This window comes from Streptomyces sp. NBC_01077, assembly GCF_045162855.1.
Taxonomy (GTDB): domain Bacteria; phylum Actinomycetota; class Actinomycetes; order Streptomycetales; family Streptomycetaceae; genus Streptomyces.
Genome location: NZ_CP108669.1, coordinates 460,003 through 475,750 on the forward strand (window position 1 = coordinate 460,003; position 15,748 = coordinate 475,750).

At 66.4% G+C, this 15,748-nt stretch carries 10 protein-coding genes and 5 pseudogenes; 8 read left to right on the forward strand and 7 right to left on the reverse strand.

The genetic code is table 11. The features are described from left to right. The first annotated feature begins 1,519 nt into the window (after nucleotides 1–1,519). Nucleotides 1,520–2,664 (forward strand): annotated as a pseudogene (locus OG462_RS02025) (transposase). Here OG462_RS02025 and OG462_RS02030 read toward each other — a convergent pair. Further along, nucleotides 2,661–2,954: a hypothetical protein gene (locus OG462_RS02030; RefSeq protein WP_406053920.1), complete on the reverse strand. Its 294-nt coding sequence runs from the start codon at nucleotides 2,952–2,954 to the stop codon at nucleotides 2,661–2,663. The pseudogene OG462_RS02025 and the gene OG462_RS02030 overlap by 4 nt on opposite strands. A 249-nt stretch (nucleotides 2,955–3,203) precedes the next feature. On the opposite strand from OG462_RS02030, the gene OG462_RS02035 reads away from it, so the two are divergent. The 3 genes from OG462_RS02035 to OG462_RS02045 all read left to right on the forward strand — a co-directional run bounded on the left by OG462_RS02035 (nucleotide 3,204) and on the right by OG462_RS02045 (nucleotide 4,925). Continuing rightward, on the forward strand, nucleotides 3,204–3,386 hold the full coding sequence (locus tag OG462_RS02035) for a hypothetical protein (protein ID WP_406066311.1): 183 nt from the start codon (nucleotides 3,204–3,206) through the stop codon (nucleotides 3,384–3,386). Next, nucleotides 3,383–4,255, forward strand: coding sequence for an IS3 family transposase (locus OG462_RS02040; protein ID WP_406053522.1), 873 nt, complete (start codon nucleotides 3,383–3,385; stop codon nucleotides 4,253–4,255). Before OG462_RS02035 ends, OG462_RS02040 begins: the two co-directional genes overlap by 4 nt. Before the next feature lie 535 nt (nucleotides 4,256–4,790). After that, nucleotides 4,791–4,925 (forward strand): transposase family protein, encoded by a 135-nt coding sequence (locus OG462_RS02045; protein WP_406053922.1) that lies wholly within the window; start codon nucleotides 4,791–4,793, stop codon nucleotides 4,923–4,925. 77 nt (nucleotides 4,926–5,002) lie between these two features. Here the strand turns inward: OG462_RS02045 and OG462_RS02050 are convergent, their stop codons facing one another. Further along, complete coding sequence (locus OG462_RS02050; RefSeq protein ID WP_406066281.1) at nucleotides 5,003–5,611, reverse strand: transposase; 609 nt, start codon at nucleotides 5,609–5,611, stop codon at nucleotides 5,003–5,005. Beyond that, nucleotides 5,497–6,057 (reverse strand): winged helix-turn-helix domain-containing protein, encoded by a 561-nt coding sequence (locus tag OG462_RS02055; protein ID WP_266977486.1) that lies wholly within the window; start codon nucleotides 6,055–6,057, stop codon nucleotides 5,497–5,499. The genes OG462_RS02050 and OG462_RS02055 overlap by 115 nt, the downstream gene beginning before the upstream one ends. A 122-nt stretch (nucleotides 6,058–6,179) precedes the next feature. Between OG462_RS02055 and OG462_RS02060 the strand changes: the two are divergent. Both OG462_RS02060 and OG462_RS02065 read left to right on the forward strand, forming a co-directional pair. Further along, nucleotides 6,180–6,350 (forward strand): annotated as a pseudogene (locus OG462_RS02060) (IS5/IS1182 family transposase); the annotation flags it as partial. Between the two features lie 151 nt (nucleotides 6,351–6,501). Continuing rightward, complete coding sequence (locus OG462_RS02065; RefSeq protein ID WP_406053924.1) at nucleotides 6,502–6,627, forward strand: hypothetical protein; 126 nt, start codon at nucleotides 6,502–6,504, stop codon at nucleotides 6,625–6,627. 1,023 nt (nucleotides 6,628–7,650) lie between these two features. On the opposite strand, the gene OG462_RS02070 is transcribed toward OG462_RS02065, so the two are convergent. The 4 genes and pseudogenes from OG462_RS02070 to OG462_RS02085 form a co-directional block, all read right to left on the reverse strand. Beyond that, entirely contained in the window at nucleotides 7,651–8,103 is a 453-nt protein-coding gene (locus tag OG462_RS02070; protein WP_406053926.1) for a hypothetical protein, read from the reverse strand. A 956-nt stretch (nucleotides 8,104–9,059) separates the two neighbouring features. Further along, entirely contained in the window at nucleotides 9,060–10,688 is a 1,629-nt protein-coding gene (locus OG462_RS02075; protein ID WP_406053500.1) for an ISAzo13 family transposase, read from the reverse strand. An 895-nt stretch (nucleotides 10,689–11,583) separates the two neighbouring features. After that, nucleotides 11,584–11,919, reverse strand: a complete 336-nt coding sequence (mihF, locus tag OG462_RS02080; RefSeq protein WP_406053928.1) for an integration host factor, actinobacterial type — start codon at nucleotides 11,917–11,919, stop codon at nucleotides 11,584–11,586. Nucleotides 11,920–13,462: 1,543 nt separating this feature from the next. Continuing rightward, nucleotides 13,463–14,442, reverse strand: a pseudogene (locus tag OG462_RS02085) (IS630 family transposase). A gap of 976 nt (nucleotides 14,443–15,418) precedes the next feature. Between OG462_RS02085 and OG462_RS02090 the strand changes: the two are divergent. Both OG462_RS02090 and OG462_RS02095 read left to right on the forward strand, forming a co-directional pair. Beyond that, nucleotides 15,419–15,564, forward strand: a pseudogene (locus tag OG462_RS02090) (IS5/IS1182 family transposase); the annotation flags it as partial. 16 nt (nucleotides 15,565–15,580) lie between these two features. Beyond that, a pseudogene (locus OG462_RS02095) lies at nucleotides 15,581–15,720 on the forward strand (IS110 family transposase); the annotation flags it as partial. Nucleotides 15,721–15,748 lie beyond the last annotated feature (28 nt).

Consider the following 15,748-nt stretch of genomic DNA (forward strand, 5'->3'; position numbering starts at 1 on the left):
AAATCTCCGACCCCACACCGTCCCCCACACCGACACAACCCTCCTCAACAGTCGCCTTCCAGGCCGTGCCCCTTCACGAGCACTCAAGAGAGTGCCGGGTATCAACACACCGGTTCGATCTCGTTCTCTGCCGGTTCGAGGACACGGCCCGCCGCGGGCCACGGCTCCGACCCGCTCGCGGCGCTCTTCCAACCCGGGGAGCAAGGTGTCAGTGGGGTCGCCGAGTTGCTTACGGGACATGCCGTTCGGCCTGAGGTCCTGGAGTTCGAGGGCGCATGAGCCGACGGCAGGATGAAAGGGGTAGCTACGTTCGGCATGCGTCTCACCAGGTTCACGAAGGCTACGATGCCCCGTTTCGAGGTCGGACATGGGCGTGGCGGCATCGCCTCGGCACAGCCCGTCGGAGTCCTCTCCGCGGATTCATATATATGCCGACCACGCCGCGAGGAAGCCCCCGATGGCCCGAGGCTCGGCCTTTGACCGCTGCTCAGGAACAGAGTGCAGTCACGTCGACGTCCTCGGACGTCGTGGAGCACAAGGAAATCCACTGACGCTCCTTGCGTGACCGCCCCTTTATGCCTCCCCTCTCGGTGACGAACACTCAGCCTCACCCTGGAGTACCACCTACTCATCCTGACACCGTCCCCGCATGATCGAATTTGCCCTGCCAGGGAAGTGGCCTTCTCGAGGCAAAAGGTGGAGTGACGGCGCTTTCTGGGGGAAGTGTGCCGTCAAGCCGGCACATACCGACCCCCCTGTGCCGGTTTACCCGCCCGTCGGCCCTCCCGACGGGCGGGTCCCACTGCATCGACGGCCGATGCGCATTGCGGCCGAGCCAGACGCTCTCGGCCCCACCGTCGCGCGACTGCGCTCCAGGTGACCGACTTCCGCTTCGACTTGAACCACACGAAGTGCAGCCACGGCGAGGGCGGCACTCCTCTGCTGCGTTTCCTGAGGGCGGGATCGTTCGGCTTTGACGGACATCCAGGATCAGGGGTTTCTGTCCTGAAGGATGACTTCCACGGTGGAACGCGTGGGTTGCCGTATGTCCAGTCCACCCGCCCCTAGTCCAAGCTATGCCGTACGCCAGGGGCAGCACATGAGTAGCGACCGCGGGGTGTGACAGGAGAGAAGCCGGAGGGGTGCACTCCAGGGGGCGACCGGCACGGGTTCACGAAAAGGACCGACCTCGCCCTCGCCTCATCCGAGGGACCGTACCGTTCTGATCCCGTGCCCAGACTGGCGGCCGTCCGAACCCTTCAGGAGCCGCCAGGGTGACCCCCCGTTACCTTTTCATGGCTCCGCAATGGGGCCTCCGACCTTCGAGTCCGGCATGACTTCCCCCTCCTGTTGTTGATGATCCCGGGGGGGGTGTCACTGGGCCCGAAGGCATCGACAGACCGCTGATGAGGGGCTTGAGCACCGGCTTCACCCGAGCCGGAAGAGCTCTCCGTTACGTGAATGTGGCAGCTCTGTGCCGAGGCAAGGCCGGACGAAAGCGCGATGGAGGGGCCTGCACGTGATCGACACCGGCGACATCGACGTCTTCCCCGGCCTGGACGTCGGCAAGGGCGAACACCACGCCCCGCCGTCACCCCGGCCGGCAAGAAGGCGTTCAACAGGCGGCTGCCCAACGCCGAGCCGAAGCCCCGCGAGCTGTTCGCGAAACTCCAGGCCACGCGCGGAAAGGTGCTCGTCGTCGATCAGCCGGCCTCGATCGGTACTCTGCCGCTGCCGGTCGCAAGGGGCATGGGCTGTCCGGTCGCCTGTCTGCCGGGGCTGACGATGCGGCGGATCGCCGATCTCTATCCGGCGAAGCGAAGACGGACGCGAGGGACGCATTCATCATCGCCGAACTGGAGATGATCGTCGGCTTCGACGACGCCCTGGCCGGCGAAGCCACCCGGGTCGCAAACCGCCTGCACGGCCTGCTCACCTAGATCCACCCGTCGCTGGAACGGTGCTCGGGCCCCGGTTGCAGCACCCGGCCGTCCTCACCCTGCTGGAACGGTTCGGCTCACCGGCCCAGATACGCAAGGCCGGCCGTCGACGCCTGGTCACCCTGCTGCGGCCGAAGGCACCGCGGATGGCCGAGCGGCTGGTCGAGGAGATCTTCGCCGCCTTGGACGAGCAGACCGTGACGGGTCCGGGAACCGAGGCGGCCGCGCTGATCGTCCCGAGCCTGACAGGCTCCCTGGCGGCCGTCCTTGAGCAGCGCAAGCTGCTGGCCGGGCGGATCGAGGAACTGCTGGAGGACCATCCTCTTTCGAAGGTCCTGACCTCGATGCCAGGCATCGGCGTCAGGACCGGAGCCCGCATCCTGATCGAGGTCGGCGCCAGCGGCACCTTCCCGACCGCTGGCCACCTCGCCGCATACGCCGGCCTCGCCCCCGCGACCCCCACCTCGGGGTCCTCGATCCGAGGTGAACAGCCGTCCTGGAGGGGAAATAAGCTGCTCAACGGGCTTTCTTCCTCTCCGCCTTCGCTGCCCTGCGCGACCCAGCCTCCCGGGCCTACTACGACAAGAAGATCACCCAGGGCAAGCACCACACCCAGGCCATGCTCTGCCTCGCCCGGCGCCAGGCCGACATCCTGTTCGCCATGCTCCGAGACGGAACTTTCTACGAACCACAGCCCGTTCGGGCCATCGCTCCGCAGACCTAGACCATGGTCTGGAGGTGATCCGTCGGTGCGTAGTCGATCTTCCAGTCGGCATAGACGCCGGAGAATCCGTCCTTGATGCTCCGCAGGCCAACGGTCACCCAGCGGACGGATCCGTCGCCGCCGAGCGAGAACGCGACCGCGGCCTCGAACTCCTCGCTGCCGCACGGGCAGCCGGCCGCACCGGCCTCGTCGTCCTCCCAGGACTCCTCGTTCCAGTACTCCTCGCTGTCCGCGATGAACGCACGGCTCCCGCAGCCAGAGCACTCCCGTTCCGCCCCAGACGCGTTCACCAGCACGAAGAAGACCCGACCGCCGCATCCATGGCATACGGAAGGAGCGATCTTCTGGGCTTGATCCGCTTTGACGGACATCGGAGATCAGGGGCTTGGGCCCCGGAAGGATGATGTTCATCATGGAGAGCATGGGGAAGAAGAAGGCGCGTCCTCGGCGCTCGTTCACGTGGGAGTTCAAGGCCGAGATCGTCGAGCTGTCGCCGGCGGGGTGACCGCTCGGTCGGTCAGGTCGCCAAGGACTTCGACCTGACCGAGACCGCGGTCCGCGACTGGGTCCGCCAGGCCCAGGTCGACGCCGGTGAACGTGACGGCCTGACCAGCAGCGAACGCGAGGAACTGGCGGCTCTGCGGCGGGAGAACCGCCGCTTGCGCGAGGACGTCGACATCCTCAAGCGTGCGACGGCTTTCTTCGCGACGGAGACCCGGTGAACGTGGACCCGTTCACCGAGGCGGAGAAAACCGCAGGTCACACCGTCAAACGGACGTGTGAACTCCTCAAGGTCTCCCGGACCGCCTACTACGCCCGCCGCAACGGCACCCCCGGCCCCCGTTCGGTGAGAGACGCCGAGCTGACCGAACAGATCACAGCCGTCCACCAGCAGTCCCGCGGCACCTATGGCGCCCCGCGCGTCCACGCTGTCCTTCAGCGTGAAGGAGCCGGCTGCGGGCGGCGCCGGGTCGCCCGTCTGATGCGACAGGCCGGCCTGACCGGCCGGCACCGCAGGCGCCGCCACCGCACCACCGTTCCCGACCCGCACACGGTGACCCGGCCTGACCTGGTGCTTCGCGACTTCCAGCCCGACCCCGCCGCGATCGACACCCGCTGGTGCGGGGACATCACCTACATCGCCACCGACGAGGGCTGGCTCTACCTCGCCACCGTCATCGACATCGCCTCCCGCCGCGTCGTCGGCTGGGCCACCGCCGACCACCTGCGGACCGAACTCGTCGCCGACGCCCTCACGGCCGCCTGCCGAACCCGCCGCCCGGCCAGCCCGGTGATCTTCCAGTCCGACCGCGGCTGCCAATACACCAGCAGTGAACTCGCCACCCTGGCAACAGATTTCGGCATCAGGCTTTCAGTCGGACGCACTGGCCAATGCTGGGACAACGCCCTCGCCGAATCGTTCTTCTCCACCCTCAAGAACGAGCTCGGCGACAGCCGGCCATGGCCCAGCCGGGCCGCAGCCCACACCGCGATATTCGAGTGGACCGAGAGCTGGTACAACTTGCACCGGCTCCACAGCAGCCTCGGCTACCGCAGCCCCGCCGAATACGAGACCGCCCTCGCAGCCTGACCACCACACCAAACGTGTCCGTCAAAGCGGAACAAGCCCACTTCACCGGGCGGCCGTCGACCGCCTCCCGGAGGAACACCGCGAGCTCCGCAGGGACACACTCACCAACCTGATCATCAGGATGCACGGAGACACATCGTTCCAGACGCCTCGAACGACCACCCGACCAGCTTGACCAAAGACATAGCCCCCCAGTCACGGCACCGCCGACACCGATACACCTCGTTGGTGTCTGGCCGATACCGATGAGAAGGATACACCTCGGAGGCACAATTCGCCCTGAACTGAGGCGTTTGCATCCCGTCTCTGTGGGGTGAACTGGCAGGTCGCCGGAGTCGGGTGACGAGACAAGGCTCCTGGTCGTTGCAGGGGTGTCCGCTACCCACCACGCATCGTCCGAGGAGTCTCGCTCGGTCCCATATGTGCCACGGTCGAGATCCCACATGCGCTGGTCGACACAATTCCCGGCTCATCCACGCATGAAGGTGCCAACATCGTATGCGGGGGAGGAAGCTGATCCTGCCTCCAGAGGGCGTTGCTCGCGCTGGTGCGTCTGCGCCAGAACAAGACACCGCCCGCCCTGAAGGCTGGCTTCGGCGTCTCGGCCGCGACGGTCTGGCGGTACGTCGCCGAGCAGGAGCATGTGAACCGGGCCCGCACGAGGCTCTGATCGAGGCTGGGCGAGGGCGACTGCGTCATCGCCGACGGCACGTGATCGATACCGGCCACAGTACTGACGTCAGCTCGTCAGGGTGATAGTTGCTCGACGAGGGTCAAGCCGGTCCCCGCTATGAAGCCGTCGAGGGTGTGGGACCGGTATTGAAGGCGTTTGAGCCTGTTACGGACAAGGGCTTCGAGCTGGTCGAGGGCCATGACGGCGAGGTTGGCGAGGCTGCGTTTGACGTGGGCCCATACCCACTCGACGGGGTTGAGGTCGGGCGAGTAGGCGGGCAGCAGGAACACCGTCAGCCATGCCCGCTCGGCCACGAGGGCCTGCATCCTGCGGGACACGTGGGTGTTCAACCGGTCCCAGACCAGCACGATTGGTGCCCCGACCAGCTGGTGGACACCGTCGATCAGCGCGATGAAGTCCCGCTCGCCCATACTGCGACGGGCACTTTTCCCCGCGGGATGACTCCGCAGGCGGTGACACAGCCGGGTCCGGGAACCCGGCCGCATTGCAATCAGCCCGGCCACTGACAGCCGGCCCGAACGGCGGCCGCTGATGGTGACAACCGGGGTCACTCCGCGCCGGCCCCAGGTCCGTCCCCGCGGCGGCCTGCGGGTGAACCCGGCTTCGTCCTCGAAGCAGACGTAGCCCCCGCAGGCCGCCCTCGCCCTTTTACCTCCGCCCAGGTCGCCTCCTTCCATACGGCGACAGCCTGCTCATCGCGCTCCGCGACCCGCCGGGCGGGCACCTGCGGGCTGAAGCCCAGCCGGTGCATCAGCCGGGTCGCACCCGAGACGCTGTAGGAGACATGGAACTTCCTGCCGATCAGCGTGGCCACCCGCGAGGCGGTCCACACCTGGTCCTCCACCCAGCCATGCGCGGCCGGCCCCTGCTCCAGATACGCGGCCAGCTTCTCCAAAGACCGCGGGGACAGCCGGCACCGCGACCCGCTCGGACCACGGGAGGCCAGCGCCTGAACACCGCCATCCCGCCACAACTGGTGCCACTGATAAGCCGACTTCACACTCACCCGCAGCCGCCGTGCGACTTCCGACGGCTTGATCTGCTGCTCGAACAGTTCAGCCGCCTGCATCCGAACCGTCTCCCGACGCCGGCGCCCCGTCGGCGTCAGCCCGCCCCCATCTGCATATCTCACACCTCACGGATACAGCCACCCGCCTTCACCCGTCAGGGACTTCACACAGATTCACCCCGACGAGCTGAAGTCAGTAACGAACCATAATGCCCACGCGTGCCCACGGCATCGCCCATGCCCGCATCACCAGGCAGATCCTCATCCTTGCGGACCGCGCCTACCAGGGCGCCGGAGCCACCGTCCTTGCCCGAGCCAGATGTACCACCCGCCGCATCAGCTCCCTCGCCCAGGCCGTCCACACACGGCTGACCTGCAGCTATTCGGGATGAAAACGCCCCAGTCACACCGGATTCTTTAGAGATCCCGGTACTTAGTACTCAGGAGCTGTCGTGAACCTGGAGACTAGATTTACCGCCACGTGTCCCGCCCGGCCAAGGCGGCTGCACTTTGCGGACTAAACGTCAAAAACATGGAGATACGATGCTACAGGCATTGCAGCTGCTGATCCCGGAGCAGAGCCCGAAGCCGATTTGTGACGGCTACTACACCTGCCACCGGACTGACATCAGCGTCATCGACGATCCCAGCGATGACGACGCGGGCTGATCGCAATTTGAGCATTCCTACTCCTCTCTGCCGACTTGGCAGGGTTTGATTTAATTCCGATGACAGCGGCTCGGCATGTCTGCCGTGCGCGGCTCGTATCGAATGCGTTGATCGGCCTCGGCGCTCTGCCGCTACCCGTTGTCGACAGAGCGCCGAGGCCGTTCAGCAGAGATTCCCCTTGCCCTGCTTGCGCAAGCACCCGTCGGGCGATCGCGACCAGGCAGGCCTGGCGGGCCCCACGGTATGCGACGTGCTCCTTCGGGCCAGAGGACCTCAACTTCGACACCACGTCCGAGTGCGTAGGCGACGAGGTGAGCAGTGGCATCCCGGTCGGTGGAGGGGGAGCCGTCCCATACGGCCAGGATCTTGGCACATTTGCGGATCAGGGTCTCGTCCGCGGCGATGCACGAGTCACGGCTCGACGGGTCGTACTCGAGCAGCCGTGTCTGCTGCGACAGCTTGAGCAGCTCTTCGACCGGCCTGTGGCCCTGGCGTAGCGGGACGGGCAGTCCCGCCTTTGCGGGCAGGACGGTCACCGGTGCCAGGCCCGCGGCTCCCGCGGCTCGTCCGGCGACGACCGGAAGCCCCTGACCGGCTCGGATCACTAGCGTCCCGTCCGCAGCCGCGCAGGCGGTCAAACGGGAAGTCAGCTCGGATTCGAGCATTGCCAACGTGGGCGCGGTGAGGTCGCCATGCCCTACGACGGTGATCATCGTTGTGTAGTCCTTCTCCCAAAATGCGGGTGTTGCTCGGCGGGGCCGCCCGGTCTCGCTGCCTGGAGCATCGGATGAGGCCGCTGCGGATGCTCACCGTCCAGCCACAGGCAAGGTGGAGGCCCTGCGGGGGATGAAGCGCCGCTGTCAGTTCCTTGGGCTTCTTCGTGCAGGCACCGCGTCCGCAGAGGAGCCTCCCTGCGGTCTGGCGGCCGACGGCGTCTTCGGTGCCTCGTCCCGGGCTCGCCTGTCCCGGTGGCCACCCCGTGGAGCCTGGGGTCGGATGACGTCTGGCCGGCGGTCGGCACCCTCACCCTGTGCGCTTGCGTCTGGCTGGTTTCGGGTCGGGGGGCGGATCGTTCAGACGGCGGCAGGCATGTTGGAGGGTGTGACGGGCTTGGAGCAGATGGGCCGCGGTGACGGGTTCTTCATCGGCGCGGATAGCGCGTGCAGCGACTACGGCGGTCTCGGCGATGATCTCACGGACCGTGAAGACCAGATGGGGGACCCAGACCTGGTAGAGCTGTCGGTCGACTGCGGGACCGGGACGGGCATGGGTGCGGTGACGGGCGTGGACGAGCCAGCGTCTGGCTGGGAGGCCGCCTAATACGGGCTGCAGGTACTTCTCGATTGCCAAGATCAATCGCATCTGCCAGAAGCCTGCTTGCTGCCCGCTCAGGCGAATGACGTCGTCCCGGTATGCGATGAGACCGTCGATCAGTACGCCAGACCATTGGCGGAGGTCTTCGGTGCTGGGTGGCACACGCCCATGGCCTCCGGACATTTGGTGGATCGTCCACCACAGTTGGTGGCGTGCAGTCCTCTCTGCTTCGCACCTACCGCCATCGACACATGGAACGTAGGGTTCGGGACCGCTCTGCCGTATAGATTCGGAATCGGACATGCGGGTGGCCATTCGTATCATCCTGTCTAGTGGGCAGAGGAATCTCGATTGGTGACGCCGCGCCATGTGCAGGGAACAGAGTTCCAGCTCTCCCCCATGTCGCCGAAGGAAAGCATGTGATGGCTCGTCGAGCACTTATTTCGGCTACTTCGCTACACGCGAGGCGGATTGCGCTGCAGGCCTGTATCGATTCACGGACTCAAAGCGAAATTTCCGTCACAGACTGTACCGCCGCATCCGGAATGTCTGGGCTCTAGATCATGGACTCCTCGTTTCTCGATGCCGCCGGGCAACCCAACCGGCTTACCCATTTTCCCGTGTGAATCCATAGAAAGGCGTGAGTACCCGGTGCTCATTGCACTCGGGCGGCCGGCTCCGATGTCCTTGGTAGAGGATGGCCACCAGGATCTGGCTGGCGGGAGTGAGGGTGGGTTTGCGGACCATGACGCAGGCGTGGCACGGTCCGCGGCTGGCCACAGCTCGGACCCCCTTGCGGCGCTCTTCCAGCCCGGGGAGCAACGTGTCCGACCTCGCGCGTTGCCGGGGAAGACGCAGGGGCGGTCCGCGGGGTGAACGGTGCAGTTCCAGTCTCAGTGGAAGTGGTGGCGGGTGATCGGCAGGCCGGCGATGATCTCATCGCTGATGCGTATGCCGGTGGGACACTCGCCCGTGTCGAGCTCGGCGTTTACCGTCGGACCGCTGCAACTAAGGGCTCGCAGAGAATAAACTTGCGTGTTTTAGGCCTTGACACAGCAGGTCAGCGCGTTGCTCGTCCGCGTGTTGTTCTTCTGCGAGCCCTTAGGGTCTGCCGATCATTAACCTGCCGCTTTGATCTTGCTGTTGGGGCTGCTGCTTTGGGCGGCCACTCGGGCTCGAAGGGCTGGCAGGGCGGTCGGTGGGATGACGGCCGGCGAGATGATGATGCCCTGTGCTTCAAGCAGTTTCCTGATCTTCAGCAGGGTGCGGTGCATTGCGGTGCGGCTGCTGTTGAACAGAACGGCAAGAGGTTCCGCGGCCAGGTTGACGCGCAGGTGGAGCACGGTGGCCAGGACCTGGTCGGCGAAGGTGAGGCGGGGTGGGCGTCCGCGGCGGGGAAGGCCCTTCGCGGCCAGGGTGTGGATGAGGTTCTGCAGCTGGTGTGGAGTCAGGCCCGTCAGTTCGGGGTCGGACAGCAGCGCCGAGTGCCACGGCGGTGTCGGTGGCCGGCCGTTGCGGGCTGCCGGGACGGCCGGGCTCGGCTGGGGGTGCAGGGCATAGTTCCACTCGCCGTGGAAGGTGTGCCGGGTCAGCGGCAGGGCCGCCATCTCCGCGTCGCCGACACCGACGCCGGTGGGGTAGGTGTTGGTGTCCAGCTCGGCCTTCACCCGCAGTCCGGTGCGGGTGGTGGTCGCGGCGATCGACTCGAGGATGACTTCGTGGCTGGTCAGCGGGCGACCGCGCCAGTTCATCGTGATGTGGGAGAAGAGCCGGTGCTCGATCTTGTTCCACTTCGACGTGCCCGGCGGCAGGTGGCAGACCGTGATGACCAGCCCGGTTTCCGCGGCCAGGCGGGCGAGGTGGAGTTTCCAGGCCCGGGCGCGATAGCCGTTGGACCCGCCCGCATCGGCGGTGATCAGCAGCCGGGAAGCTTGCGGGTAGTCGGCCCGGCCCTGACCGTGCCACCAGCGTCGGATCGACTCCACCGCGAACGCGGCGGTGTCGTGGTCGGTGCCGACATTGACCCAGCCGGTGTTGGCCGCCAGGTCGTAGACGCCATAAGGGATGGCCTTGCCCAGCAGCGGATCGGCGAAGTCGTGGACGCGGACCGGCACCGGTTCGCCTGTGGGCCGCCAGGAACGGCCATGGTTGTGGAAGTCGCCGACCAGCTCTTTCTTCTTGGTGTCCACGCTGATCACCGGCTGGCCGGCATCCTGGTGATCACGTGCCTGCTCGTTGAGATACCGGAACTGGGCATCCCGGTCGGCATGCTGGCTGCCCTCGAGTGTCTTGGCATTGGCCTGCAGCCGGAACCCCTCCTGCCGCAGCAGACCGGCGACGGTGTCCGCACCGACCCGGTGACCCTGACGGGTCAGCTCGGCCGCCAGCGTGCGGGTCGACTTCGTCGTCCACCGCAACGGCGACATCGGATCACCACGTTCGTCCGGCTCGACCAGGCTCAGCAGGGCACCCCGCAGTCCAGGGTCGAGGTCCGCGACGCGTTTGCGTCCGCCGCCCGGCCGCCGCACCCGCCCGGTCAGGAACTGGCCTGTCTCCAGGTCGGACATGCCCTTGCGAACCGTCGTCCCGCTCACCCCGGCCGCCCGGGCCACGGCCCGAATGCCGCCATGGCCCAGTCCTCGGGCCTCCGCGGCCATCAGCAGCCGCCGCTGTCGTTCGTCCAGGTGTGGGAACAACACCGCGAACTTCACGGCAAGTTGATCACGAGTCTCGTCCGGGATGCGCATACGACACCAACGCGCCCGAGCTCTGAAAGCAACACCTTGATGATCGGCAGACCCTTAGGAGGCTCACCCACGCACCCGCAAGTCACGATGAGACCGGCGACGGCCGGGCCGCCCCTCCGCTGAGCAGCTTCGTGGCTCGATGGAATCAGGGAGGTGCGGCAGTCTGCCGACCGTGCACAACAACCAACAGTCCGGTGTCGTCCGAATCTTCCAGTGGGCGCTCAAAGCAGCCCGCTGACATGAGTAGACGTGCTCCATGCGTGAGGCGAGTAGCTCACCCCACTTGAGGCATGGCGTCAGCCGCAGTGCGCTGAGAGTCTCCCGGCGGCTGTGAGTCGAGGCGTGGACAGAGGGGAGAGGCCGCTGCGGCCGCGCTACGGACCATGAGGCCTGTCGGCCTGCACGGCGTCCCCAGGCCGGTCCCTCGCACCTCTGCTCGCGTCGTGTCGAACCGAACTCACTGATGAGTCGTGGGCGTTGACAACGTCGTAGGCAGCGCCGTGTCGGATGAGCCGGCCGGTGCGGAACCTGCCTCACGTCGTGCACGGGCTCCGGCGGAAGCTGCCCACGCGTACCGTGGCGGGACCTGCCCGAACGCCATGGGCCGGGGTAGGCGATCTCCGATCGCTTCCGGCGCAGGGGTGTACGGCAACATCCGCGACCGGCTCATGCTCAGGATCGCTCCTCCGTCGTCGGACACACATCGACCGGCCGGCATCAGGCCAAGGTCGCTCACGCCTGCCCCGACTCCGGCTCCCGTGATCCTTCGAACGAGAGCCGGTACGCAGTCAGGGCACGTCCCATGACACCGTGTACGGCTCGAAGAGGCCACGCACGTTCGCGCCGTCGCCCTCACCGCGAACCCCGGGGGTCGCCGATATGGAACGGTCCCCACTCAGGACGGCAGGAAGGGGCCGTATGGGGGCACGGCAAGCAGAGCGAGAAGCCGTTCCCTCTGCCTGGGCCCGACCCCCTTGATCCGCCGGCGCTCGGAGATGCCCGCTTCCCGCATCAGTCTCGCAGACCTGACCGGCCCGATACCCGGCAGAGCCTCGAGCAGCCGACGGACGCGTATCGGGCCGGCCACGTCGTCCCTGCGCTCCAGCATCGCTTCCAAGCTGGTACGCCCCTGCTCCAGATCGCGAAGGACACCGGCACGTTCACGTCGCAGAGCAACTGCTCTTCGGGACGCCTCAGCCCGTTCGGACTGGGTCATCGGCGGTATCGCCATGCGCGGCCTCTCGATGAGTCGGATGTCTTGGTCAGCCTGCCCTCATACCGCGGCTCATGACAGGGAAAGCAATACTCTTGCGGTCCACCACTCTTCCCTCCGGCAGGTCGCGGCACCATCAGTGCGGACCGCCTTTGCTCGCCCCGCACCATCCCGCACCGCACACTTGCTCGCCACAGCCACCGCGGAGGCGGACCGCATTCCAGCCCTTGCGGGAACGGAGTCCGGCCTTGCGATCCCGCCGTCAAGGGCCGGTACGTAGTAGCGCATGCGGCGGTGTTCTTCCACCCGGCCGAATCGATGGCCGATGGTCACGAAGAGGTCACCCCGGTCCAGGTTCCACTGATCGCCGACACGCGCGCTGGTCACCCCGGGAAGATGCCCCGCCGCTGCCGCGGCGTGGTCGCACGGTCGAGGAGCGGGCCAGTCAGACTGTCCCTGGCTCATCGACAGCCCGGGGCACTCGCTCCGCCCAGCGAAACCTGCACGTCAGTCATCAAGTCCGGCTGGTGTACTGACGCAAGACCGCTCAAGGCGTGAGTCTCGGCCCGTGCATGCAACCCGGCCGCGAATCCGCAGGCTGCCATCAGACGCCCGCTGCTCTGGAACCCCTGCACCTCCCGTGTCGTCCTGAAACAGACGGTCCTGGAGGTAGGCACGATGGCGGTGGGTTCGGCCCTGGTCGAAGGAGCGGATGCAGGGGCGTTTCAAGGTCGCGGTGATCACGTGGACCGGCTGGTCAGGCATTGTCCAGGAGGTCGAGTGGGCGGGTGAAAGACTCGTAGGAGGCGTGGAGCAGAACGACGGCGATGTTCCGGTGCCCGGCGGCGCGGAGGGTGTTGATCGCCAGGTTGCGCTGGGTGGCTATGTTCTCGGGGCCGCGGCCGGTACGGATGTTCGAGGCGTCCTCCCGGAAGGTGGTGTCACGGACGAAGTGCCGGTTCTCGATGGTCCACTGCGACCTGGCGAGCCGGCCGAACCGTTGGGGCGAGGCCTGGTGAGAGGTCAGGTCCGTGATCGCTTACATGATCTGGCGGCTGCCGGTGCCGGTCACAATGTGCGTACGGTGACGCCGGATGCGCACGGCCCTGAGCGGTGTGGGGGGAAGTCCAGGGCGAGGTCGGTGACATTGAGGGCTCTGGTCGCCCGGGTCTCCCCGCGCCGACCATCGCCGATCCCACGGTCGCAGCGGCGTGCGGTGACGTCCTTCCAGTGGCGAGCGCAGCCTGCGGTGACGGTTCGGGCTGGTTGGTCTTGACCACCAGCAGGTAGTGCGCCTTCCTCTCCTCCACCAGGAAACGCGCGTGACTGCGCTGGGCGTGCAGGGCATCCGCCGTGACCGTGACCCCGGTCAGGCCGTAAGGCGACAGCGCGGCGAAGCAGGTGATCTCGTTGGTCTTGTCGGCAACCCATAGCCAGGTGACGGTCCGGCAGTGACCGGTCATCGCGCCCAGCAGGTGAGCACCGGGCGTCTGGCCGTGCCGGAGCCGCGGGCCGTGCCCATCCACGGCCACTGACTCCGATCCTGTGGGATCGGCGCCGGTCACGACAAGCCGAGCACGGAATGCAGGAGCCAGCAGATCTGAGTACTCAGCGTCCTATCAGAAAACATGGGGTTCTCGTCCAGGACGTAGCGGACATGTGGGCCGCCGAAGTAACCGCGGACGATGTGCGGCTGACGCTGGCGTCTGCGGAAGAAGCGGCGGGTCTCCGCGGCGAGTTCGGCCTGGTCCCGGGCTCGGTGCTGCTTGGGCAGGCTGTGCTTGAGATCGGCGTTGACCAGCTCGTCAGGGTTCAGCTCGGGCGAGTACGGGGGCAGAAAGTGCAGTTCGACGTCGTCGGGGTGGGCGGCGAGCCGGTCCAGGAAGCGGCACATCACCTCAGCGGTGAAGCTCTCGGTGAAGACCATGAAGTGCATCCGGCCCTTGGTGCTGATCGCCGACATCGCGTTCACCGAGAACCGGTTGCCGGTCCGCCGCACGACGGGGGTCTTCCCCTTCTCGCCCCAGGTACGGCCGGTGACCTGGTCGGAGCGGATGCCGACCTGGTCGGCGAACAGGACCTCGCCGCCGTCCTTCCCCGCCTTCGCCCGGATCGCCGGCCAGGTCTCCTGATGCCGCAGCGGCGCACGGCCTGCGGGTCCTGCTCGACGGCCCGCTTGTCCGGGCGCTGGAAGGACAGTCCCCACCGCTTCAGGTACTTGCCCAGCCCCACCTCCGTCAGCCGCACCCGGTACAGCTTCGCGATCAGCTCGCCCACCAACCGCCGCGTCCACAGCTGACCGGAAAGCCCCACGTCGCAGGGCCGGTGATCGAGGACCGCCTGCCGCACCGCGGCCTGCTCGGCCTCCCCGAGCACCTGATGCACCCCGACCGGCTTGCCTCGCGGGCGCATGACCAGCGCCTCCCGGCCACCGGCCTGCCACTTCGCCCACCAGGTGTCGACCGCCTTCAGCGACACCCCGAACACCGCCGCCACGTCCTCACGGTCCCGCCCCGCCACCAACGCGGCCACCGCCCGCAGCCGCAGGGCCTCCTGCGCCGACGGCGACAGATGCCGCGCGTCCCCCACCAGATCGCTCACACCCCACCAACGACCCAGAACCCAAACCGTTTCGGATCAATAGAGGGGAGGGTATTGATTACCCTAGTAATCCTCCCGGCGATTCATCTATCCTCCCAAGCAGCCGGGATGGATGGATTAAACCCAAACTCCACCATCCTGACTTACCAGGAATAGACCTCGAACCGCGTATCAGGGAACCGTAGAGCTATTGCGGTCTCTTTCTTCGCCACAGGCGTCGCGACCCACGAGCGAATTCGGATTCGACGACGATAGGAAGCTCGATGATCAAGCGCACAGCAGCCGCCGCGGGCGCCGCTCTCGCTCTCTTGCTCGCTGGCGCCGGCGCCAGCAGTGCCGCCGGCGCTGACGACACCCTCAGCTCGGCTGGCACGAGCAGCGTCGCAGGACACTCGTTTGATGGGAAATGTGATCTCAGAGAGTTTTGCATCTACGACGCATACGTAGTCGACACGTCCAACTACCCGCCTGTAGCGGACTTCCGAACCAACGAAAACGACTATATAAGTGCAGGGGTTTATTACTGGAACACTGCGGTCAGCGTTCAGAACACGGCGTCATCCACCCGCAATCGGAATGTGCAACCGGTTCGAGCCTATGAAAACCCTAATGAAAGCGGCGCCTCTCTATACCACTCCCCGATCGGGAATTTCTGCGGCAGCGGGAAGACAGAGGCTGACAGTTGCGACTCATACAGGGTTCTCGTTAATTTCAACAACAAAATCTCCTCGCATGCATTCGTAGGGCCTCACCGGGCGCAGTGAGTCTTTCCGGCTGGCGGTGTCGACCGCGAGCTGGACAGTCCTGCGCAGCGACGAAGCTCCCGGCAGACGGGTCCTCGACCGAGACCACCCGTGTCCGCCGGGGGCTTCACGAGTTTGTCCACCCATCCTCAGCCGATCTATCCAGCCGCGCCTTGCGGTTCCTGACCGGACAGCCGGGCGACAGGCGATCGGGACGCAATGGCGGCGCCTTCCCACCGCACGTCAGGCCTTGCTCTCCGGGCCACCTTGCGGTGCGGTGACACCTATGCGCCGGCTCGCTGCCGGATTCGGCATCGGGCCGCGACCGTGACCGTGACCGTCAAAGAGTCCGCGATGGAACCACCCCCGAGTACTCCTCCGTCTCGCCCGCCAGCGCATCAGCGTCCTGTTTGCCATGCTCCGCGACGGCACCTTCTACGAATCCCGAACCCCCGGCATCTCCCTCGCCGCATGAACACCACCAACCACCATCGGTGACCACT

Coding starts and splice junctions, on each gene's coding strand:
- OG462_RS02075 (WP_406053500.1), bottom strand. CDS start 10,688: ATGCGCATCCCGGACGAGACTCGTGATCAACTTGCCGTGAAGTTCGCG.
- mihF (WP_406053928.1), bottom strand. CDS start 11,919: ATGGCGATACCGCCGATGACCCAGTCCGAACGGGCTGAGGCGTCCCGA.
- OG462_RS02065 (WP_406053924.1), top strand. CDS start 6,502: ATGCTACAGGCATTGCAGCTGCTGATCCCGGAGCAGAGCCCGAAGCCG.